This is a genomic window from Dyella sp. OK004, from assembly GCF_900114495.1.
Taxonomy (GTDB): domain Bacteria; phylum Pseudomonadota; class Gammaproteobacteria; order Xanthomonadales; family Rhodanobacteraceae; genus Dyella_D.
In genome coordinates this window covers 201,290-222,404 of the sequence record NZ_FOZI01000003.1, presented here as the reverse complement: position 1 = coordinate 222,404, position 21,115 = coordinate 201,290, and the positions used below count along the sequence as shown (strand labels likewise).

At 63.6% G+C, this 21,115-nt stretch carries 18 protein-coding genes; 13 read left to right on the top strand and 5 right to left on the bottom strand.

Annotated elements, in window-relative coordinates:
* Window position 1: 1 nt before the first annotated feature.
* Window positions 2-1,804, bottom strand: coding sequence for an assimilatory sulfite reductase (NADPH) flavoprotein subunit (locus BM338_RS13700; RefSeq protein WP_090451546.1), 1,803 nt, complete (start codon window positions 1,802-1,804; stop codon window positions 2-4).
* Window positions 1,805-1,993: 189 nt separating this feature from the next.
* Here BM338_RS13700 and BM338_RS13695 point away from each other — a divergent pair, with 189 nt between their 5' ends.
* The 8 genes from BM338_RS13695 (at window position 1,994) to pilH (ending at window position 12,182) form a co-directional block, all read left to right on the top strand.
* Window positions 1,994-3,187, top strand: coding sequence for a ribosomal protein uL16 3-hydroxylase (locus tag BM338_RS13695; RefSeq protein WP_090451544.1), 1,194 nt, complete (start codon window positions 1,994-1,996; stop codon window positions 3,185-3,187).
* Window positions 3,184-4,128 carry a GNAT family N-acetyltransferase gene (locus BM338_RS13690; protein WP_090451542.1) on the top strand — a complete coding sequence of 315 codons (945 nt, stop codon included), beginning with the start codon at window positions 3,184-3,186 and terminating at the stop codon, window positions 4,126-4,128. Before BM338_RS13695 ends, BM338_RS13690 begins: the two co-directional genes overlap by 4 nt.
* A 268-nt stretch (window positions 4,129-4,396) precedes the next feature.
* The gene (locus BM338_RS13685) at window positions 4,397-7,234 is read left to right on the top strand and encodes a 2-oxoglutarate dehydrogenase E1 component (RefSeq protein WP_090451540.1); all 2,838 of its coding nucleotides are present in this window, start codon (window positions 4,397-4,399) and stop codon (window positions 7,232-7,234) included.
* A gap of 18 nt (window positions 7,235-7,252) precedes the next feature.
* Window positions 7,253-8,458, top strand: a complete 1,206-nt coding sequence (gene odhB / locus BM338_RS13680; protein ID WP_090451538.1) for a 2-oxoglutarate dehydrogenase complex dihydrolipoyllysine-residue succinyltransferase — start codon at window positions 7,253-7,255, stop codon at window positions 8,456-8,458.
* Between the two features lie 134 nt (window positions 8,459-8,592).
* Window positions 8,593-10,017, top strand: a complete 1,425-nt coding sequence (lpdA, locus tag BM338_RS13675) for a dihydrolipoyl dehydrogenase (RefSeq protein ID WP_090451536.1) — start codon at window positions 8,593-8,595, stop codon at window positions 10,015-10,017.
* A 75-nt stretch (window positions 10,018-10,092) separates the two neighbouring features.
* On the top strand, window positions 10,093-10,689 hold the full coding sequence (locus BM338_RS13670) for an LOG family protein (RefSeq protein WP_090451534.1): 597 nt from the start codon (window positions 10,093-10,095) through the stop codon (window positions 10,687-10,689).
* Between the two features lie 33 nt (window positions 10,690-10,722).
* Window positions 10,723-11,745: an oxidoreductase gene (locus BM338_RS13665; RefSeq protein ID WP_090451532.1), complete on the top strand. Its 1,023-nt coding sequence runs from the start codon at window positions 10,723-10,725 to the stop codon at window positions 11,743-11,745.
* A 71-nt stretch (window positions 11,746-11,816) separates the two neighbouring features.
* Entirely contained in the window at window positions 11,817-12,182 is a 366-nt protein-coding gene (pilH, locus tag BM338_RS13660) for a twitching motility response regulator PilH (RefSeq protein ID WP_090451529.1), read from the top strand.
* Between the two features lie 70 nt (window positions 12,183-12,252).
* On the opposite strand, the gene BM338_RS13655 is transcribed toward pilH, so the two are convergent.
* Together BM338_RS13655 and BM338_RS13650 are read right to left on the bottom strand one after the other, a co-directional pair.
* Window positions 12,253-13,161 (bottom strand): DnaJ C-terminal domain-containing protein, encoded by a 909-nt coding sequence (locus BM338_RS13655; RefSeq protein ID WP_090451527.1) that lies wholly within the window; start codon window positions 13,159-13,161, stop codon window positions 12,253-12,255.
* Window positions 13,162-13,252: 91 nt separating this feature from the next.
* Window positions 13,253-13,696 (bottom strand): Hsp20/alpha crystallin family protein, encoded by a 444-nt coding sequence (locus BM338_RS13650; protein WP_090451525.1) that lies wholly within the window; start codon window positions 13,694-13,696, stop codon window positions 13,253-13,255.
* 142 nt (window positions 13,697-13,838) lie between these two features.
* Between BM338_RS13650 and BM338_RS13645 the strand changes: the two genes are divergently transcribed.
* Together BM338_RS13645 and BM338_RS13640 are read left to right on the top strand one after the other, a co-directional pair.
* Entirely contained in the window at window positions 13,839-14,324 is a 486-nt protein-coding gene (locus tag BM338_RS13645; protein ID WP_090451523.1) for a peroxiredoxin, read from the top strand.
* Window positions 14,325-14,329: 5 nt separating this feature from the next.
* Window positions 14,330-14,797, top strand: a complete 468-nt coding sequence (locus BM338_RS13640) for a GNAT family N-acetyltransferase (protein ID WP_090451521.1) — start codon at window positions 14,330-14,332, stop codon at window positions 14,795-14,797.
* On the opposite strand, the gene BM338_RS13635 is transcribed toward BM338_RS13640, so the two are convergent.
* The gene (locus BM338_RS13635; protein ID WP_090451519.1) at window positions 14,778-15,668 is read right to left on the bottom strand and encodes an NmrA family NAD(P)-binding protein; all 891 of its coding nucleotides are present in this window, start codon (window positions 15,666-15,668) and stop codon (window positions 14,778-14,780) included. The genes BM338_RS13640 and BM338_RS13635 overlap by 20 nt on opposite strands.
* A 163-nt stretch (window positions 15,669-15,831) precedes the next feature.
* On the opposite strand from BM338_RS13635, the gene BM338_RS13630 reads away from it, so the two are divergent.
* The 3 genes from BM338_RS13630 (at window position 15,832) to BM338_RS21390 (ending at window position 18,427) form a co-directional block, all read left to right on the top strand.
* The gene (locus BM338_RS13630) at window positions 15,832-16,788 is read left to right on the top strand and encodes an AraC family transcriptional regulator (protein WP_090451517.1); all 957 of its coding nucleotides are present in this window, start codon (window positions 15,832-15,834) and stop codon (window positions 16,786-16,788) included.
* Window positions 16,789-16,868: 80 nt separating this feature from the next.
* A complete protein-coding gene (locus BM338_RS13625) occupies window positions 16,869-18,044 on the top strand; it encodes a M23 family metallopeptidase (protein ID WP_177229346.1) in 1,176 nt (391 codons plus the stop codon).
* Between the two features lie 89 nt (window positions 18,045-18,133).
* Window positions 18,134-18,427, top strand: a complete 294-nt coding sequence (locus tag BM338_RS21390; protein ID WP_143109300.1) for a hypothetical protein — start codon at window positions 18,134-18,136, stop codon at window positions 18,425-18,427.
* Window positions 18,428-18,486: 59 nt separating this feature from the next.
* Here BM338_RS21390 and gyrA read toward each other — a convergent pair whose 3' ends face one another.
* Window positions 18,487-21,093 (bottom strand): DNA gyrase subunit A, encoded by a 2,607-nt coding sequence (gyrA, locus tag BM338_RS13620; RefSeq protein WP_090451513.1) that lies wholly within the window; start codon window positions 21,091-21,093, stop codon window positions 18,487-18,489.
* Between the last annotated feature and the right edge of the window lie 22 nt (window positions 21,094-21,115).

The following is a 21,115-nucleotide window of genomic DNA, read 5'->3' as shown; positions in this document are numbered from 1 at the left end:
ATCAGTACACGTCTCGGGCGTAACGCCCTTGTTGCAGAAGGTCGGCGAGCCAGGCTTTGGCGTCTTCCGGGGATTGGCCGCCGTGGGTGACGGCAACGTCGATCAGCGCGGCATGCACGTCCTTGGCCATGTGGGTGGCGTCGCCGCAAACGTAGAGATGTGCGCCATCCTTGAGCCATGCATAGAGCTCGCGACCGTGTTCGCGCAGACGGTGTTGCACGTAGACCTTGTCGGCCTCGTCGCGGGAGAAGGCCAGATCCAGTCGATGCAAGGCGCCCTGTTTGATCGCGTCCTGCCACTCGAGCTGGTAGAGAAAATCCAGATTGAAATGGCGATTGCCGAAGAGCAGCCAGTTGCGCCCGCTCGCCGCGATCTCGCGACGCTCCTGGACGAAGGCGCGAAACGGCGCCACGCCGGTGCCGGGGCCGATCATGATGATGTCGCGCGAAGGATCCGCGGGCAGCCGGAAGCGCTCGTTCGGTTCGATAAAGACGGGAACGCGAGTGTCTTCATCGCTGGCGGCCAGGAAAGAAGAAGCGGCACCCCAGTGCGGCTCGCCGTGCGCGCGGTAGTCCACCGTGGCAACCGTGAGATGCACTTCCTCGCCTACCACCTTGGTACTCGACGCGATGGAATACAGACGTGGTGTAAGCGGACGCAGCGCCGCCACCAGTGCATCGGCCGTCCACGCGCCGCGATAACGGCGCAGCAAGTCGATCGGTTGGTACTCGGCGAGCAGACGGGCGAACTCCGCTGCGCGCTCCGGTTGCAGCACGTGAGTCAGATCGTCGCTGCCGCTGGTCGCGGCGTGGGCGGCGACGAAGCTACGGGTCGGGCGGGTCAGCTCGCGCTCACTGCCCAGCCAGCGTGTTAAAGGCAGGCTGCGTCCCTCGTGGCTTACTTCCGTGTCGCCATCCAGTCGCAGCACCTCCAGCCATTGCCGCACCAGGGCGGACGGGTTCTGCGGCCAAACGCCCAGTGCGTCGCCCGGCGCGTAATCCAAACCGGAGCCTTCGAGCGACAGCTCCAGATGTCGCACTTCCCGCTCGCTGTCGCGCGACACGATGCGCTGGTTGGCCAGTACCGTGGCTTCGAAGGGCTGCTCGCGCGAATGGAGGATGCGGCTGGGCACCGCCTGCAGGTTGGGCACGCGCACAGCTGGGGATGGCGCCTTTGCCACCACCTCGCCCGCACGCTCCAGCACTTTATTTGTCCACGGCGCAGCGACCGCATCGATGTCCACGTCGGCCTCGCCCAGCGCGACGAGGCGGGTGCCGCCCAGTTCCGCCAGGCGCTCGTCGAGTTGGCGGCCGATGGCGCAGAACTGCGGGTAACTGGAATCGCCCAGGCCGAGCACGGTGAACTGCAATGACGGCAGGCGCGGCGCGCGCCGTCCGGCGATGAATTCGACCAGGCCGCGCGCGTCGTCCGGCGGCTCACCCTCGCCCTGCGTACTGATCACCACCGCCAGGTAGCGCTCCTGCGCCAGCTCGCGCTGTGGGTAGGCGTCGGCGCGCACCAGGCGCACGGCCAGGCCGGCGGCTTCGAGGCGCTTGCCCAGCTGTTCGGCGATGCGTCGGGCATTGCCGGTCTGGCTGCCGTAGAGCACGGTGACCCGCTCACTGGCAGCGGTCTCGGCTTTCGGCGCGGTAGCCAGCGGCAGGCGCGCGGCCAACGCCGCGCTGTGCGCCGCGACCCAGTACAACTGATGGGGCGCCAGCCCGTCGAGCAGCCGGTCCAGTTGCCGGGCCTTATCTTCCGGCAGCGGCACGGGGGCCGGCGCGGGGGAAACGACTGCGTTCACCGATGCTTCCTTTGGACGTCTATCCGCCTATACGCCCAAAGATACGTTTATCGCTCCATGCTTATGAAAGGATGTATCGCCATATGCACATGTCCGATCCATTATTTCCAGGTTAAGCGCCCACCCTTCGCCGGGCTTGCGATATGGCCCCGAACCGCCCCAGGCGGCGGCTGCGCTTACAATGGCCGGATGACCAAAACTCGCCCCCTCCCCATCGAAGTCCGCGGCTCGGCCCGGCAGCCCCTGGGCATGAGCCCGGCACAGTTCCTCAGCGACTACTGGCAGAAACGCCCGTTGCTGATCCGTAACGCCTTCCCGGGCTTCATCCCCCCGATCGAGCCAAACGACCTGGCTGGCCTGGCCTGCGAGGAAGCGGCCCTGTCGCGCCTGATCGTCCATGACGAGAAGCGAGACCGCTGGCAGGTGAAGACCGGCCCGCTGAGCGAGGACGACTTCACCAAAACCCCCGACAGCAACTGGACCTTGCTGGTGCAGGACGTGGACAAGTGGGATGCCGACGTGGCCGCCCTGCTCGAAGCCTTCCGCTTCCTGCCCAGCTGGCGCGTGGACGACATCATGATTTCCTACGCCGAACCCGGTGGTGGCGTCGGCGCCCATGTGGACCAGTACGACGTGTTCCTGCTGCAGGGCCTGGGCCAGCGGCACTGGGGGATCAGCGACGATCCGGCCGCGCCGAAGGATTTCCGTGACGACGTGGAGCTGAAGCAGCTCAAGCACTTCGAGCCCACCCACGAATGGCTGCTGGAACCCGGCGACATGCTGTACCTGCCGCCCGGCGTGCCACATGACGGCACCGCCTTCGGTGGTCCCTGCATGACCTTCTCGGTGGGCATGCGCGCACCCTCGCGCGCCGAGCTGACCGGCGACCTGGCCGATTACCTGGCCGAACGCCTGCCGGATGAGTTGCGCTATGACGATGCCGATCTCAAGCCGGCCAAGTCCGCTGGCGAGATCGATCGCGCCGCCGTGGCCCGTCTCAAGCAGGCGCTGCCGTTCGCCGCCGCCCTGGACGACGCCCTGCTCACTGACTGGTTCGGCCGCTTCATCACCCGCTACCGCAATGCGCAGGTACCCGCGCATCCCGAAAAGCCGATGACCGAGGCCGCCCTGCGCAAGCTGCTTGACGGCGGCGCCCAACTGCTGCGCCATCCCTGGGCGCGACTGGCTTGGGCCAAGACCAAGGCGGGCGCCACGCTGTTTGTCAGCGGCCATGCCTATCCCGCGCCTGCCGCGCTGGCTGAGCAGTTGTGCGAGCAGCGCGTCGTCAGTTTCGCCAAGCTTCCCGCCGCCACTGAACTGGCCTTGCTGCTGTCGCTGGTCAACGACGGTCACTGGCTGCCGCAGAAGGCCCGCCGCCGATGAACCTGCAGGACTTCCACCTGGAACGCGCCGACTGGACCCGTGAGCGGGACCGCGAGGCTTTGCGCGAGATCCGGCTGGAAGTCTTTGTGCACGAGCAACGCGTCCCTGAAGCGCTGGAATGGGATGAGCTGGACGAGCCTTCCTCCCACGTACTGGCCCGCGATGCCTCAGGCCAGCCGATCGGCTGCGGCCGGCTGACCCCGCTGCACAAGATCGGACGCATGGCGGTGCGGCAACCCTGGCGCGGCACTGGCGTGGGCGTCGCGCTGTTGCGCGAACTGGTCGGTCGCGCCCGCGCGCTGGGCTGGACCGAGGTTTCGCTCGATGCGCAGGTGACCGCCATCGGTTTCTATGAGCGCGAAGGCTTTGTGGCGCACGGCGAGGTGTTCGACGATGCGGGCATTCCGCATCGGCACATGACCCTGGCGCTCGCCGCTGCCGAGCGCCCTGCCCAACCCGTGACGGAAAGCTTGCCCGCCAGCAATCGTAGCGAGCAGGCCGATACCCGCCTCGCCCTGCTGCGCGAGGCCAGGTACCGGCTGATGATCTACCAGCCAACTCTGCCTTCTGACATGTATAGCTCTGCCGCCGAGCTGGACCAGTTGCGGCGCATCGCCACCTCCGGCCGCGGTGCGGAAATCCGCGTACTGCTGCACGACCCAGCCGCCGCGCTGCGCGACAGCCATCGGCTGGTGGCGCTGGCGCAGCGGCTGCCCAGCGGGGTACTGGTCCGCACCCCGCTGGAAGAACTCGACCTGGCTTATGGATCGGCCTACCTGCTTACGGATAGCGGCGGCTATCTGTTTCAGCCGGACGCGGGACGGCCTCAGGGGCGCGCATCCGCCCATGACCGCGCCGGGCAGGCACCGCTGCAACAGCATTTCAATGAGGTATGGGAGCGCGCCGAGCGTGCGACCGCCTTGCAGCCGCTCGATATCTAAGAGGCGGCTGAACGCCGGATCGGTCGGCGCACACCGGTGAGCCGCTGCGAAATCCCCGGACAAACCCTGCGAATGAAGCCTCTACGACGATGGTCGGTACCCCGACTCTCGAAATATTGCGCATCAACCCCACTTCAATCGCGTTTCCTGGGTTGCCGCGTCGCAGCACCCCGGGGCTATAATTAACGGGATTTTTCCCCGCTATCCGCCTGGGTCGACACTGCCCTGGTAGATAGCTGCAGGCCTACCTTCCCTCACCGGTGGTGACGTGAGCACAAATCTGATTCGCGAGTTCTTTGATTCGTCCCAACTCGCCGGCGGCAATGCCGATTACGTCGAGCAACTGTATGAATCCTGGTTGGCCGACACTTCGTCGGTTCCCACCGAATGGAGCAAGTACTTCGAGACCTTCAAGGGCCGCGAGTCGGGGGACGTTCCCCACTCTGCGGCCATTGCGCGTATTGAGGCCGCCCAGAAGCAGCGCGGCCCCGCCGCTGGTGCTCCCGTGGACGATGCCCACGCCCGCAAGCAGGCCGCGGTGCTGCGCATCCTTACCGCCTACCGTTCGCGCGGCCACCTGGCCGCAGACCTTGATCCGCTGGGCCTGAGTGAGAAGCTGCCGGCGCCGGACCTCGGCCTGGCCTTCCATGGCCTGAGCGAGTCCGACCTCGATACCGAGTTCGACTGCGGCAACTACGCCGGCGGTGGCCAGCGCCTGAAGCTGCGCGAGCTGCTGGCCCGACTCAAGAAGGTGTACACCAACACCCTTGGCGTCGAGTTCATGCACATCAGCAACCATGAGCAGCGCAACTGGCTGTACTCGCGCCTCGAAAAAGCCAACGGCAGCGCCGGGCTGGACAAGGCCGGCAAGCAGCGCGTGCTTGCCGAGCTGACCTCCGCCGAGGGCCTGGAGCGCTACCTGCACACCAAGTACGTCGGCCAGAAGCGCTTCTCGCTGGAAGGCGGCGACAGCCTGATCCCGATGGTCGATGACGTGGTTCGCTTCGCTGGCGACAACGGCATCAAGGAAGTGGTGATCGGCATGGCCCACCGTGGCCGCCTCAATGTGCTGGTCAACATCCTGGGCAAGCCGCCGAAAACGCTGTTCAACGAATTCGAAGGCAAGTTCGAGCATCCGGACGATCCGGCGCACTCGGGCGACGTGAAGTACCACATGGGCTTCTCCGCCGACGTCAAGACGCCGAACGGCGGCACCCACGTCGCGCTGGCCTTCAACCCGTCGCATCTGGAAATCGTCAACCCGGTGGTCGCCGGCTCGGTGCATGCGCGACAAATCCGCCGCCGCGACACCGAGCGCCAGCAGTCGATGGCTGTGATTGTGCACGGCGATGCCGCGCTGGCCGGCCAGGGCGTGAACATGGAGCTGTTCAACATGTCGCAGGCGCGCGGTTTCAAGACCGGCGGCAGCCTGCACATCGTGGTGAACAACCAGGTGGGCTTCACCACGTCCAATCCGCAGGACGCCCGCTCCACGCTGTACTGCACCGACCTGGCCAAGATGGTCAATGCGCCGGTGTTCCATGTAAATGGCGATGATCCGGAAGCGGTGATCCAGGCCACCCGCCTGGCTTATGACTTCCGCAAGCAGTTCCGCAAGGACGTGGTGATCGACCTGGTCTGCTATCGCCGCCACGGCCATAACGAAGCCGACGAGCCGGCCGCGACCCAGCCGGTGATGTATCAGATCATCCGCGCCCGTCCCACCACCCGCGACCTGTACGCGCAGCAGCTGGTGAAGGAAGGCGTGATCGCCGACGGCGACGGCCAGAAGATGGTCGACGACTATCGCCAGCGTCTCGAGGCCGGCAATCCGATGACCGAGCTGACCAGTGCGCTGGTCAAGGACATCGAGGTTGACTGGAACCAGTTCATCGGCGGCAAGTTGTCCACCCAGACCGACACCGGCGTGCCGAAGGCACGGCTGGTGGAGCTGGCCAACCAGTTGCTCGATGTGCCCAAGGACATCACGCTGCAGTCGCGCGTGGCCAAGATCTATGACGACCGCCGCAAGATGGCGGCGGGCGAGCTGCCGGGTGACTGGGGCTTCGCCGAAAACCTGGCCTACGCCACGCTCATCGATCAGGACTACAACCTGCGTCTGGTCGGCCAGGACTGCGGCCGCGGCACGTTCTTCCATCGTCATGCCGTACTGCATGACCAGAAGGACGGCCGCACCTACATGCCGCTCGCCAACGTGCGCGCCAATGCCGACGTCGAAGTTATCGACTCGCTGCTCAGCGAAGAAGCGGTGATGGCATTCGAGTACGGCCACTCCACCACCGACCCGTACACCCTGCATATCTGGGAAGGCCAGTTCGGCGACTTCGCCAACGGCGCGCAGGTGGTGATCGACCAGTTCATCAGCTCGGGCGAAGCGAAGTGGAACCGCCTGTGCGGTCTCGCGCTGTTCCTGCCGCACGGTTATGAAGGCCAGGGGCCGGAGCATTCCTCCGCCCGCCTCGAGCGCTTCCTGCAGCTGTGCGCGCTGGACAACATGCAGGTCTGCGTGCCGACCACGCCGGCCCAGGCTTTCCACATGATCCGCCGCCAGATGGTGCGCCCGACGCGCAAGCCGCTGATCGTGATGACGCCGAAGTCGCTGCTGCGCCACAAGCTGGCCACCTCCACGCTGGACGAGCTCGCCACCGGCAGCTTCCAGTTGGTGATCCCGGAGCATCGCGAACTGGCGGCCAAGAAGGTCAAGCGCGTGGTGTTGTGTTCGGGCAAGGTTTACTACGACCTGCTGGAGGCCGCCGAGAAGCGTGGCCTGACCGATGTCGCCATCGTGCGCGTCGAGCAGCTGTATCCGTTCCCGCGTCCGGAAGTCACGGCCGAACTGGAGAAGTTCCCTTCCGTCAAGGAAGTGATCTGGTGCCAGGAAGAACCGATGAACCAGGGCGCCTGGTTCCAGATCCGTCATCACCTGCAGGCCTGCATCAACAGCAAGCAAAGCCTCTCCTACGCGGGGCGCGCACGCTCGCCGGCACCGGCTGCAGGGCACCTCAATACCCACGTCGCCGAACAGGCGGCGCTCGTCGAACAGGCGCTGGTCGCGCCGATCGGCACCGACCACGCGGCAGAATAAGAGATCGAAGGAAAATCTATGTCTATCGAAGTCAAAGTCCCCGTCCTGCCCGAGTCTGTCTCCGACGCCACCATCGCAACCTGGCACAAGAAAGCCGGCGATGCGGTGAAGCGCGACGAGAACCTGGTCGACCTCGAAACCGACAAGGTGGTGCTGGAAGTGCCGGCACCGGTTGACGGCGTGATCAAGGAACTGAAGTTCCAGACCGGCGACACCGTGACCAGCCAGCAGGTGATTGCGGTGATCGAGGAAGGCGCTGTTGCCGCCGCTCCGGCTCCGGCCGCGGCTGCTCCGGCCGCCGCTCCCGCTGCTGCAGCCCCGGCTCCCGCCGCTGCCACCAAGGGCAGCGAAGATCTGTCGCCCGCCGGCCTGCGTGTGGCCACCGAGCAGAACATCGACCCGTCCAAAGTCGCCGGCACCGGCCGCGATGGCCGCGTGACCAAGGAAGACCTGGTCAACTACGGCAAGGGTGGCGCCGCCGCTCCGGCCGCTGCCGCACCTGCCGTCAAGCCGACGCCGGGTTCGCGTCCGGAAGAGCGCGTGCCGATGACCCGCATCCGCGCCCGCATCGCCGAGCGCCTGATGCAGTCGAAGAACTCCATCGCCATGCTCACCTCGTTCAACGAAGTGAACCTGGCCGAGGTGGTGAAGATGCGCAAGACGCTGGGCGAGCAGTTCGAGAAGTCGAACGGCGTGAAGCTCGGCTTCATGAGCTTCTTCGTCAAGGCGGCCGCCGAGGCGCTGAAGCGCCATCCGGTGGTCAATGCCTCGGTCGACGGTAACGACATCGTCTATCACGGCTACCAGGACATCTCGATCGCCGTGTCGACTGATAAGGGTCTGGTGACGCCGGTGCTGCGCGACGTGCAGGACAAGAGTTTCGCCGATGTCGAGAAGGGCATCCTCGACTACGCCAAGAAGGCGCGCGACGGCAAGCTGGGCCTGGACGACCTGCAGGGCGGCACCTTCACCATCACCAACGGCGGCACCTTCGGCTCGCTGCTGTCGACCCCGATCGTGAACCCGCCGCAGAGCGCGATTCTCGGCATGCACGCCATCAAGGAGCGCGCCATCGTCGAGAACGGCCAGGTCATCGCCGCCCCGATGATGTACATCGCTCTGAGCTACGACCATCGCATCATCGACGGCAAGGACGCGGTGCTGTTCCTGGTGGATATCAAGAATCAGCTCGAGAATCCGCAGCGCATGCTGCTCGGTATTTGAGCGCCCCACTCAATACCAAATAGGTAACGAAAGCTCTGGCGGCGAGTGTTGAGATTTCATCAACACTCGCCGCATACCTCCCCCGCTTTACATGTGACGCGCTTCCCAAGCGAGTCACGCAGCAAGGAAAAACCATGAGCGACAAATTCGACGTCATCGTCATCGGCGCCGGCCCTGCCGGTTATGTGGCCGCGATCCGCGCCGCACAGCTGGGCCTGAAGACTGCCTGCGTGGACGCCTTCACCGGCAAGGACGGCAAGCAGGCGCTCGGCGGCACCTGCCTCAATGTGGGCTGCATTCCGTCCAAGGCGCTGCTGGATTCCTCCAAGCAGTTCCACAACCTGACGCACAACTTCGCAGTGCATGGCATCACTGCCGATAACCCGAAGATCGACGTGGCCACCTTCATCGGCCGCAAGGACAAGATCGTCAAGCAGTTCACCGGCGGTATCGGTCAGCTGTTCAAGGCCAACAAGATCACACCGTATTACGGCACCGGCAAGCTGCTGAAAGGCAACAACGTCGAGATCACCGCCGCTGACGGCAGCAAGCAGACCATCAGCGCCACCAACGTGATCCTCGCTTCCGGCTCGGTGCCGATCGAGCTGCCGTTCGCCAAGTTCGACGGCAAGATGATCGTCGACAACGCTGGAGCGCTCGACTTCACTGAAGTGCCGAAGCGCCTGGGCGTGATTGGTGCCGGTGTGATCGGTCTCGAGCTGGGCAGCGTCTGGAAGCGCCTGGGTTCGGACGTCACCATTCTCGAAGCGCTGCCGGATTTCCTTTCGGTGGCCGACGCCGACGTGGCCAAGATCGCCGCCAAGGAATTCGCCAAGCAGGGCCTGGCTATCAAGCTCGGCGCCAAGCTGACCAAGGCCGAGGTCAAGAAGAACGAAGTCGCGCTCACCTATGAAGACAAGGACGGTGCGCACGAGCTGGTGGTCGACAAGCTGCTGGTCGCCGTGGGCCGCCGCGCCTACACCGCTGGCCTGCTGGCTGACGACACCGGCGTGAAGCTGGACGAGCGCGGCCGCATTGTGGTCGACGCGCACAACCACACCGGCGTCGACGGTGTGTGGGCGATCGGTGACGCCGTGCGCGGCCCGATGCTCGCGCACAAGGGTTCCGAGGAAGGCGTGGCCGTGGCCGAGTGGATCGCCGGCAAGGCGGGACATATCAATCTCGACACCGTGCCGTGGGTGATCTACACCGAGCCGGAAATCGCCTGGGCCGGCAAGACCGAGAAGGAGCTGAAGGACGCCGGTATCCCGTACAAGGTCGGCACCTTCCCGTTCGCCGCCATCGGCCGTGCCGTAGCGATGAACGAGGCCATCGGCCAGGTGAAGATCATCGCCCACGCCGAAACCGATCGCCTGCTCGGTGCGCACATGGTTGGCCCGGGCGTGTCCGAGCTGATCGCCGAAGCCGTGGTGACGATGGAGTTCAAGGGCTCCGCCGAAGATCTGGCGCGCATCGTCCACGCGCATCCGACCCTGTCGGAAGCCGTGCACGAAGCCGCCCTGTCGGTCGACAAGCGCGCGATTCACAAGGGCAACTGATCTCAGGATCAGGCCATCGACGGCCCGCTCGTGGCGACATGGGCGGGCCGTTTTGTTTCAGCAACGAGTGAAGCCATGCCTATTCCCACCGCACTTTGCGTCTACTGCGGCTCCAGCCCCGGCGGCCATCCCGAATACGTCGAACAGGCACGCGCCTTCGGCACGGAAATGGCCAAGCGTGGCATTACGCTGATCTATGGCGGCGGCAAGGTCGGATTGATGGGCACAGTTGCCGATGCGGTGCTCGCGGGTGGCGGCAAGGTGATCGGCGTCATTCCGCGCCAATTGGTCGAGCGCGAAGTAGCGCATCCGAATCTCACCGAGATGCATGTGGTCGAGACCATGCACCAGCGCAAGACACGCATGTATGAACTCTCCGATGCCTTTGTCGCCCTGCCCGGCGGCTTCGGCACCATGGACGAGATGTTCGAAATGCTGACCTGGGCACAGCTAGGCCTGCACCAATATCCTTGCGCGTTTCTCGACGTGCGCGGCTACTACCGGCAACTGCGCGGCATGATGGATCACATGGTGGACGAGCGCTTCGTGCGTCCCGAGCAACGCGATGGCGTATGGTTCGGCGACAGCATGGAAAAGCTGTTCCACTGGATGGAGCACTACCAGGGCGAGTACACGCCGAAGTGGATCGATCGCAGCAGCGTCGAAGCCTGAGCGACTTTACTTTCCGCCGTACCGGGAACAGCCATGACCGATGCCATCGACACGATCCCTACCGACTTCCGCGCCTTTCGCATTCATAACGACGACGCCGGCTACCGCGGCGGCATCGAGACCATGAACACACAGGCGCTGAGCGCAGGCGAGGTGCTGGTGAAGGTCGCCTACTCGTCGGTCAACTACAAAGACGCGCTGGCCGGCACCGGCAAAGGCAAGATCCTTCGCCACTATCCGCTCAATGGCGGTATCGATGCTGCTGGCGTGGTGGTCGCTTCAACCGACCCAGCGTTCAAGGAAGGCGACAAGGTGCTGTGCACCGGCAGTGGCCTGTCCGAAACGCGCGATGGCGGCTACGGCCAATACATCCGCCTGCTCGCGCAGTGGACCATCCCGTTGCCGAAGGACCTGAGCCTACGCGAGAGCATGATCATCGGCACCGCCGGCTTCACCGCCGCACTGGCGCTGCTGCGCATGCAGGACAACCGGCAGACACCTGCGCTCGGTCCGATCGCCGTCAGCGGCGCCAGCGGTGGCGTGGGCATGCTGGCGATCGACATCTTCAGCCGTGCCGGTTACGAGGTGCATGCGATCAGCGGCAAGGCGGCGCACTTTGATTTCCTGCGCGACCTGGGCGCGGTGCAATGCATCGACCGTCACCAACTCGCCTTCAGCGGCAAGCCGATGGATTCGGCGCGCTTTGGCGGCGCCCTGGACAACGTCGGCGGGCCGATGCTGGCTGGCCTGCTCCCGCTGATCGAGCCGTACGGTAACGTGGCCATCTGCGGCAATGCCGGCGGCATCGGCTTCGAAAGCACGGTGATGCCCTTCATCATCCGCGGCGCCAGCCTGCTGGGCATTGCCTCGGCCGGTACCGCCCGCGACATCCGGGATCGCGTATGGGAGCACTTGGGCGGGGACTGGAAGCCCCGGCATCTCGAGCGCATCGCCACCCGCGAAGTCAGCCTAGACCAGTTGCCAGACGTTTTCGGACGCATGCTGGCCGGCGACTCGTTCGGCCGCACGGTGGTGCGGCTGGATACCTCCCACTAAATGTGAACCGACTTGGAAGCGCCGCTGTCGCGGCATAGAATCCATAGAAACAACAAGGGGACCCCCACCTTATGGCACGCATCCTGATCGTCGACGATTCGCCGTCGCAGTTGCTGGGCATCAAGCGCATCGTCGAAAAGCTCGGGCATGAGACCCTGACAGCTGAAGACGGTGCCGCCGGTGTCGAAGTCGCCAAGCGAGAGCTGCCCGATCTGATCCTGATGGACGTGGTCATGCCCAACCTCAACGGTTTCCAGGCTACCCGCACCATCAGCAAGGATCCGGCGACCGCTCATATCCCGGTGATCCTGGTGACCACCAAGGACCAGGAGACCGACAAGGTCTGGGGCCTGCGCCAGGGCGCCAAGGCCTATGTGACCAAGCCGATCAAGGAAGAAGAGCTGGTCGAGACGCTCAAGGGCCTGTTGCCGGCCTGAGCGGCGTAGGACAGCGCGATTACGAAAACGGCGCCCTCGTGCGCCGTTTTCGTTTCATGCCGCTGCCGATTCAGTGGCGCGGGTTGTAGCCAGCAAACGCCTTCTGCAACGCCTCGTAGGCTTCGCGCTGCGCATCGCCCTCAGCAGCTGGCGCGCGGATGGAGAGCTCCACCAGCTGATCGCCAGGATGCGCGCCAGGCATGCCCCGCCCTTTCAGGCGCAGCTTGCGCCCGGATTGCGAACCGGCCGGAATGCGCAGATCCACCGTGCCGGCGAGGGTCGGCACCGGTACCGAGGCACCCAGCGCCGCTTCCCACGGCGCGACCGGCAGGACGTGAACCACATTGCGGCCGTCCAGGCGGAAACGGGCATCGTCGCGGATGCCGACTTCCAGCAGCAGATCGCCATTAGGCCCACCGTTACGGCCGGGGTGCCCCTGGCCGGACAGGCGGATCACCTGCCCCGGCTGGATGCCAGCCGGAATCTTCACTTCCAGCACCCGCTCGTTGCCGTTGCCATCGTGCAGGGCCAGCCGCGTGCGACCACCGTCGAAGGCGGTCTGCAGATCGATCTGCACCTGCGCCTGCACATCGCCGCCGCGCTGGGCGCGCGGCGCACCGCGTGGACCGCCGGCGGGGCGGCCGCCGAACAGACTTTCGAAGAAATCACTGAATTCGCCGTTGCCGGCGTCGCCGAAATCGAAACCCTGTCCCTGGCCTTGCCCCCAGCCCGGCGGCGGCCGGAACTGTTCGCCGCCGCGGTAGCCGCCGGCGCGCACCTGATCGTAGGCGCGGCGCTTCTCGGCATCGCGCAGGACTTCGTTGGCCTCGTTGACGGCCTTGAACTTCTCTTCGGCGCCCGCGTCCTTGTTCTTATCCGGATGGTATTTGCGGGCCAGCTTGCGATAAGCCGTCTTGATCTCGGCTTCGCTGGCCTCGGGCTTTACGCCCAGGATGTCGTAATAGTCTTTGAATTCCACAGCCTCTCCCCGGCTACTGACCCAATCAACGCGAGCGGCCCGCTGCGGATCATCGTCCGCAGCAGGCCGCATCGCAACAAAAAGCCGAAGCTCAGTGCGTCGTGTTGATGGTAATGCGGCGCGGCGCGGTCTCCGCGCGCTTGGGTATCACCACTTCCAGCACGCCATGCTTGCCGTTGGCGGTGATGCCTTCGGCATCCGCGCTATCCGGCAGCGCGAAGCGACGGAAGAATGCGCCGTAATTGCGTTCCTGGCGGGTAAGGCGCGGACCTTGCTCCTCGCTTTCCTGCTTGCGCTCGCCCTTAATGATCAGCACGCCCTTGTCCATGCTCACTTCGATATCGGCCGGGTCGACGCCGGGGATGTCCGCGAGAATGACAAAACGCTTGTCGTCTTCCTTGATGTCCACGCGTGGCGCCCAGTGGCTTGCCGCGCTGGCCGGGCCGATTTCATCGGGATTCAACAGGCGATCAAAGGCCTCGCGGATGTCGCCCAGGTGGTTACTGCTCCAGGAAAAATTGCGACTCAGGTTCATGGAATAGCTCCTCGTCTCAATAGGGTGCGGTGCCATCACCGCCTGAGTGCTAGATAGGTGCGGCCCGTGGCGATTCAAGACGACAGACAGGCGGCGCAGGCGCTAGCATCAGTGCGCTTACCTTCCCTTAAGAGTCCCCGCCATGACGATCCAGATCGGCCAGCCCCTCCCCGACGTCGAGATCAAGACCGTCGTTGATGGTGGAACCCATCCACGCCACACCGCCGAACTGTTCGCGGGACGCAAGACCGTGCTGTTTGCCGTGCCCGGCGCGTTCACGCCCACCTGTTCCAACAAACATCTGCCCGGCTATGTGCAGCACTTTCAGGATTTCCGCGAACGCGGCATCGAGGTGATGTGCCTGGCCGTGAATGACGCCTACGTCATGCAGGCCTGGGCGCAAAGCCAGCAGGTGCCTTCGGGCATGGTGATGCTCGCCGATGGCAATGGCAGTTTTACCCGCGCGCTTGGCCTGGAACTCGACGGCACGGCTTATGGCATGGGCCTGCGTTCGCGGCGCTTCGCGTTGTATGTCGTGGATGGCGTGGTCGAGCAATTGCACATAGAGGCGCCCGGCGAATTCCGCGTCTCCAGTGCCGAAGCCATGCTTGCCGCGATCGGGAGCTGATCGACATGCACGATGCAGTGGAGATACGCGAAGGCGAACTGGATCACCCCGCGGTCATCCGCTTGCTGCAGGAACACCTGCAGAGCATGCATCTGCATTCGCCACCGGAAAGCATTCACGCGCTCGATCTCGATACCTTGCGCAAGCCAGGCATCAGCTTCTGGTCGGTATGGCAACACCAAGAGCTCCTGGGTTGCGGTGCGCTCAAGCAACTCGATGCCACGCACGGTGAACTCAAATCGATGCGCACGGCAACCAGCCATCTACGCAAAGGTGTCGCCAGCCTGTTGTTGAAGCATTTGCTGGACGAAGCCGGGCGACGCTTCTATCGCCGCCTGAGCCTGGAAACCGGCGCTATGGAGGCGTTCGCTCCGGCCCATCGCCTCTACGCCAGTTTCGGTTTCGAGGCATGTGGGCCATTTGCGGATTACATCGACGATCCCAACAGCGTATTCATGACGCGGCTGCTGTAGTTGAGACCAGTTCGTCGGCAAATGTTTCGAAACCCGTCGGCGTGATGTTGGCGGCGCTACGACCTTCCAGTGAACGGATGCGGCCTTCATTGATCGCCTGCGCCAGTTCTACATATAGATGCGCGAGATTTTCGGAGAAGCCTGCCTGACACAGGACACCGATCATCTCCTCGTAAGGTAATTGCACGTAGGCGAGATCCGGCATGCCCATGCGTTCGCCGATCAAACGTGTTGCTTCCGCATAACTGAGGTCGCGCGGGCCGAGCAATTCGCGCACGACAACGCCATTCCAGTCCCGCGCCACCAAGGCTTTGGCCGCGACGTCAGCGATGTCGCGGGTGGCAATCATCGGAATCGCCGCATCGGGGGCCATGGCGTCGCCATACATACCAAGCTGCCTGATCGTTTCTGGCGCTGCATTGAAGTTCTCGAACAAGGCACCGCTGCGCAGGATCAGAGCGTTGATGTTTCCCATCTCGCGCAGCCGCGCTTCATGCGTATGCAGGCTTGCGATGGGGCCATTGCCGGAGGGCAGATCGGCACCGACGCTGCTGTGGAAAACGACATGGCTGACAGCGGCCTTGCGCAACGCCTGCACGATCGCCCCGCCCTGCGCGTTCTGCATGGCGTGATAGTCGGGTGTCTGCATGTCATAGGCGAGCAAGGTGTAGACCGCAGTGGCACCATTGAACGCTTCCGCCAGAAAGCCCGCATCGTCAGGCTCACCGGCAAGCATCTCCGCGCCGGCCTGGGTCAGTGCCTCCAACCGCTGTTTTGAGCGCCCGAGGGCGCGGACGGACTGGCCTGCCTGCAGCAGTCGCTCGACCAGTCGGGTACCGGTATGTCCGGTGGCTCCCATTACGGTAATCATGTGGCTCTCCTCGCAAAGTGGATGACGGCAAAAGCGGCTGCCTTTGCACGATTGCCAGTCTGTGTGGAGGGTGCGGAGACCACCATGATGGCGAGTCGCCGTTTTTTGTCCGTTCGTCCACAATCAACGTTCTCGCGACGCCAGTTGGGAGGATATGCCTGCCATGAATAGCCCGGACGTCTGGACGCCCATCGACCCATTGGGCGAGGCACTGCATTTTCTTCGCATGAGCGGCACCTTCTATTGCCGTTCCGAGTTCACCGCGCCGTGGGGGCTCGATCTGCCGCCGATGCCGCAATGCCTGATGTTCCACGTCATCACCACCGGCCAGTGCTGGCTGGAGGTTGAGGGCGAAGCGCCTCAGTTATTGCAGCCCGGTGATCTGGCGCTGGTCTCGCGTGGCGAAGGGCATCGTCTGGTCAGCTCACCTGGCGCGACCGCCGCGCCGCTGTTCGATTTGCCGCGCGAGATGATCAGCGAGCGCTATGAAGTGCTTCGCCAGGGCGGTGGCGGCACCAGTACCCACCTGATCTGTGGCGCAGTGCGGTTCGACCATCCGGCAGCTCATCAACTGATCCAGCTGTTGCCCAAGGTCATCCGCATCCAGCCCCGCCCTTCGCCGCAGTCGGACTGGATCAGGGACACCTTGCGCTTCATGGCGGCCGAGGCGAAAACCTTGCGCCCGGGCGGTGAAACGGTGATCACGCGGCTTGCGGATATCCTGGTGATCCAGGCGATCCGTGCCTGGATCGAGCATGATCCCGCCGCACAAAGCGGATGGCTCGGTGCCTTGCAGGACAGGCAGGTCGGCCGCGCCTTGCAGCTTATCCATCGCGATCCTGCACGCGCCTGGACGCTGGCCACGCTCGCTTCCGAAGTCGCGATGTCGCGCTCGGCTTTTGCGGCGCGCTTCACCGACTTGGTTGGCACACCAGCGATGCATTACATCGGGCGTTGGCGCATGCATATGGCGCTGACCCGGCTGAAAGAAAGCCAGACCACCATTGCCGACCTGGCCAGTCAGCTGGGCTACCAATCCGAAGCGGCTTTCAACCGCGCGTTCAAACGCTATATCGGTATGCCGCCCGGCATGGCGAGACGCCAGGCCGACGCCGCCTGACCTTCAGCACTGGTGGCATGGGTACAACCAAACCAGGGTAAGCGGCAGAACATGCGGCCTCGCGCATGGGAGATGGAACCATGCTTCATCTGCCGAAAGCTGTCCGGTATCTGGCCTGCGCACTACTGCTCTGCCTTTTGGCACCGGCCATCGCTCAACAACGCGAACCGGTACTGCAATCGTTCGATTTGCAGGTGCCCTGGCATCCCGAACCGACCAACATCAATGGTAAGCAGCAACTGATTTATGAGTTGCACCTGCGCAGCTTTGCGCGGGAAGTGCTGACCTTGAAGCGATTGCGGATTATCGACCGCACTACCGGCGCCACGTTGGGTGACTTGCAAGGCGAGGCCTTGCGGGACGCCATCGGCCGGCCTGACCAGGTGACCAAGGACCAGCAACAGCTTCCGCCCGGCAGCCAGGCGGTGATCTATCTGTCGCTGCCGTTCGCCTCAAAGGACGCAGACACTCTCGCGCATATCGTCGACTTCGATGCCGGTGATGGTGCGCAGCTTCGCCATGCAAGCATCGAAGGTGCCACGGTGGTCGTACACCAACCAGCACGACCGCTGCTGTTGGGTCCTCCGTTCCGCGACGGCATGTGGGCAGCGATCTACGATGCCTCTTGGCCGCGAGGGCATCGCCGCGTGCTCTACGCGGTCGATGGCGCGGTTCACGTTCCCGGTCGCTTCGCTATCGACTGGATCAAGGTCGATCGCCAGGGAAGCTACGTCCACGGCGACGCTGACAAAGCAAAGGATTGGCTGGGCTACGGCGCGGACATACTCGCCGTGACGGACGGCGTGATCGCCTCTGCTCGTGACGATATGCGGGAGAACTCTTCGGTCCTGGCCAATGCCCGCAACAAGGTGCCGCTGGAACAGGCCAGCGGCAATTACGTTGCTATCGATCTGGGTGATGGGCACCACGTGTTCTACGAGCATCTCAAGCCCGGCAGCGTACGAGTGAAAGTGGGAGACCATGTTCGCCGCGGTCAGGTCATCGGACAGCTGGGTTACACCGGGGAATCGACCGGACCGCATTTGCACATGCATGTGGCTGATGCGAACTCGCCATTGAACGCAGAAGGCATTCCTTACGCGTTTGAACAGTTTCATGTGCTCGGCGCGTATCCATCTATCGATAGCTTCGGCAAAAGCGAGCCGTGGCAAGCCTCGTCCGACGAGGACAACCGTGCGCGGCGAGCGACATTGCCCGCACCGCTGAATGTGGTCGAGTTTTCCGCGAAACCCTGATTGACATCGGGTAAGAAATGTCTAATTGAATAGTCTTATTCAAGCGCGTACATCTGAACCCCGGCGAATTCATCACCAAGGGGTTACTTATGAAATCGCACTACACCACACTGACATTCTTCGCATTGCTCACGCTAATGGTTTTGCTGCCCGCCAACGCGGCCGCCTCGTCCGGCGTCATCCAGTTTCATGGCCTGATCTACACACCCGCTTCGGCTGCCCGAAGCTTTGCGCAAACATCGTACTCTGCCAATGAAGTGCCCCCTCACGTCGACACACAAGAATTGAGAGCGTCGCGTGCGCGGATGTCGCTGGACTTGCTGGATTACTTCGCCGGTTATGCGAGCCCCACAGCGTCCGTAGTAACGGCGCGGTACAACTAACGTCGTTCCCAAAAAGAAACCCGGCCGAAGCCGGGTTTCTTTGTCGTAGCTGAAGCGGATCAGGCCTCGTTGTCGCTAGCCTCGGCTGGAGCTGAGCTTTCCGGCGGCAAGGCCTCCGTTGCTTCACCTTCTTCGCCGTTTTCTTCATCCGCGTCCAGGCGCACCACGCTGACCAGCGATTCGTCGGCCGGCAGGCGGATCAACGTTACGCCCTGCGTGTTGCGACTCAGCTGCGAAACCTCCGCCACACGGGTACGTACCAGCGTGCCTTGGTTGGAGATCAGCATCAGCTCATGCGCCTCGGTGACCTGCACAGCCGAGACCAGCGGACCATTGCGTTCCGAGCACTGGATGCCGATCACGCCCTGGGTGCCGCGGCCCTTCTTCGGGAACTCGTCCAGCACGGTGCGCTTGCCGTAGCCACGCTCGGTGGCGGTGAGAATGTCACCTTCGGCGGCGACGATCAGCGACACCACTTCCGCCTTGTCACCCAGCTTCATGCCGCGAACGCCCGTGGCCGTACGGCCCATGGAACGTACTTCGCCTTCGTCGAAACGCACCGTCTTGCCGTTGGAGGCGAACAGCAGCACGTCGCTGTTGCCATCGGTGAGTTCGACGCCAATCAGCGCATCGCCTTCATCGAGGTTGATCGCGATCTTGCCCTTCTGCAGCTGGAACGCGAACTCGGTGAGCGGCGTCTTCTTCACGGTGCCATGCTTGGTGGCGAAGAACACGAAACGATCGTCGGTGTACTCGCGTACTGGCAGCACAGCCTGCACCTTCTCGCCCTGGCCGAGCGGCAGCAGGTTGATCATCGGCTTGCCGCGCGCATTCGGACCCGACTCCGGCATCTGATAGACCTTGAGCCAATAGACGCGACCGGTGCTGGTGAAGGTGAGCAGCGTGTCGTGGGTATTGACCACCCACAGCTGCTCGACGAAATCCTCGTCCTTCAAGGCAGAAGCCGAACGGCCCTTGCCGCCGCGACGCTGCGCACGGTAAGTGCTGGCCGGCTGACGCTTCACGTAGCCGGTATGCGACAGCGTGACTACGACATCTTCCGGCGCGATCAGGTCGAGAACGTTGAGGTCTTCCTGCGAATGCTGGATTTCGGTGCGGCGTGCATCGCCGAACTCTTCCTTGATGGCTTCCAGCTCGCCACGGATCACCGAAAGCAGACGCTCCGGATCTTCGAGAATTTCGATCAGGCCGCGAATGACCTCCAGGATCTGACGATATTCGTCGGAAAGCTTTTCCTGCTCCAGGCCGGTCAGGCGGTGCAGGCGCATCGCCAGGATTTCCTGCGCTTGGACGTCCGAGAGCTGATAGCCATCGCCCTTCAAGCCATCGCGCGGATCCATATCTTCCGGACGCGACGCTTCGGCGCCGGCGGCAGCGAGCAAGTTGGAAACCATGCCCGGCTGCCATTTGCGCGCCAGCATGCGCTCGCGCGCTTCCTGCGGCGACGCCGACGTGCGGATCAGCTCGATCATCTCCTCGATATTGGCCAGCGCGACGGTGAGACCTTCCAGGATATGCGCGCGGGCGCGAGCCTTGCGCAGTTCGAAGATGGTGCGGCGCGTGACGACTTCACGACGATGTCGAATGAATGCCTCAAGGATTTCCTTGAGGTTCAACAGCCGCGGCTGGCCATCTAGCAGCGCAACCATGTTGATGCCGAAAGTGACCTGCAACTGCGTCTGCTGGAACAGGTTGTTCAGCACCACATCGCCCATCGAATCGCGACGGATCTCGATCACCACGCGCATGCCGTCCTTGTCGGACTCATCACGCAGTTCGCTGATGCCTTCGAGCTTCTTTTCCTTTACCAGCTCGGCGATCTTCTCGATCAACCGCGCCTTGTTCACCTGATACGGCAGCTCGTGGACGATGATCGTCTCGCGGCCGTTCGACTCGGTTTCAATCTCGGCCCGGGCGCGCACGAGGATGCGGCCACGGCCAGTGCGGTAAGCCTCGATGATGCCGGAGGAACCGTTGATGATGCCTGCCGTTGGGAAGTCCGGACCCGGGATGAACTGCATCAGGTCGTCGATCGACAGCGACGGATCGTCGATCAGCCCGATCGTCGCCGAGACCACTTCGGTGAGATTGTGCGGCGGTACGTTGGTCGCCATACCCACGGCGATACCGGCAGAACCATTGATCAACAGGTTCGGCACGCGCGTCGGCAGCACCAGCGGTTCGTGCTCGCTTTCGTCGTAGTTCGGCCCGAAGTCGACAGTTTCCTTGTCGATATCAGCCAGCAGCTCTTGGGTAAGGCGCGCCATGCGCACCTCGGTGTAACGCATGGCCGCGGCGTTGTCGCCGTCGACCGAACCGAAGTTACCCTGGCCATCGACCAACATATAACGCAGCGAGAACGGCTGGGCCATGCGGACGATGGCGTCGTAGACCGACGCGTCACCATGCGGATGGTATTTACCGATGACGTCACCGACCACACGGGCCGATTTCTTATACGGCTTATTCCAGGAGTTGCTCAGTTCGTTCATCGCGAACAACACGCGACGATGTACTGGCTTCAGGCCATCGCGAACATCCGGGAGGGCGCGGCCTACGATCACGCTCATGGCGTAATCGAGGTAGCTCTGACGCATCTCGTCTTCGATATTGACGCGGATGACTTCTTTGGCGAGTTCTGCCATCAATCGGCTTCCCTGGTGAAGA

Excerpts from the sequence above, each read along its gene's own strand:
- BM338_RS13670 (WP_090451534.1), top strand. The coding sequence starts at position 10,093 with ATGCCTATTCCCACCGCACTTTGCGTCTACTGCGGCTCCAGCCCCGGC.
- BM338_RS13630 (WP_090451517.1), top strand. The coding sequence starts at position 15,832 with ATGAATAGCCCGGACGTCTGGACGCCCATCGACCCATTGGGCGAGGCA.
- pilH (WP_090451529.1), top strand. The coding sequence starts at position 11,817 with ATGGCACGCATCCTGATCGTCGACGATTCGCCGTCGCAGTTGCTGGGC.
- BM338_RS13665 (WP_090451532.1), top strand. The coding sequence starts at position 10,723 with ATGACCGATGCCATCGACACGATCCCTACCGACTTCCGCGCCTTTCGC.
- BM338_RS13640 (WP_090451521.1), top strand. The coding sequence starts at position 14,330 with ATGCACGATGCAGTGGAGATACGCGAAGGCGAACTGGATCACCCCGCG.
- BM338_RS13690 (WP_090451542.1), top strand. The coding sequence starts at position 3,184 with ATGAACCTGCAGGACTTCCACCTGGAACGCGCCGACTGGACCCGTGAG.
- BM338_RS13645 (WP_090451523.1), top strand. The coding sequence starts at position 13,839 with ATGACGATCCAGATCGGCCAGCCCCTCCCCGACGTCGAGATCAAGACC.
- BM338_RS13625 (WP_177229346.1), top strand. The coding sequence starts at position 16,869 with ATGCTTCATCTGCCGAAAGCTGTCCGGTATCTGGCCTGCGCACTACTG.
- BM338_RS13635 (WP_090451519.1), bottom strand. The coding sequence starts at position 15,668 with ATGATTACCGTAATGGGAGCCACCGGACATACCGGTACCCGACTGGTC.
- BM338_RS21390 (WP_143109300.1), top strand. The coding sequence starts at position 18,134 with ATGAAATCGCACTACACCACACTGACATTCTTCGCATTGCTCACGCTA.
- BM338_RS13650 (WP_090451525.1), bottom strand. The coding sequence starts at position 13,696 with ATGAACCTGAGTCGCAATTTTTCCTGGAGCAGTAACCACCTGGGCGAC.
- BM338_RS13695 (WP_090451544.1), top strand. The coding sequence starts at position 1,994 with ATGACCAAAACTCGCCCCCTCCCCATCGAAGTCCGCGGCTCGGCCCGG.
- odhB (WP_090451538.1), top strand. The coding sequence starts at position 7,253 with ATGTCTATCGAAGTCAAAGTCCCCGTCCTGCCCGAGTCTGTCTCCGAC.
- gyrA (WP_090451513.1), bottom strand. The coding sequence starts at position 21,093 with ATGGCAGAACTCGCCAAAGAAGTCATCCGCGTCAATATCGAAGACGAG.
- lpdA (WP_090451536.1), top strand. The coding sequence starts at position 8,593 with ATGAGCGACAAATTCGACGTCATCGTCATCGGCGCCGGCCCTGCCGGT.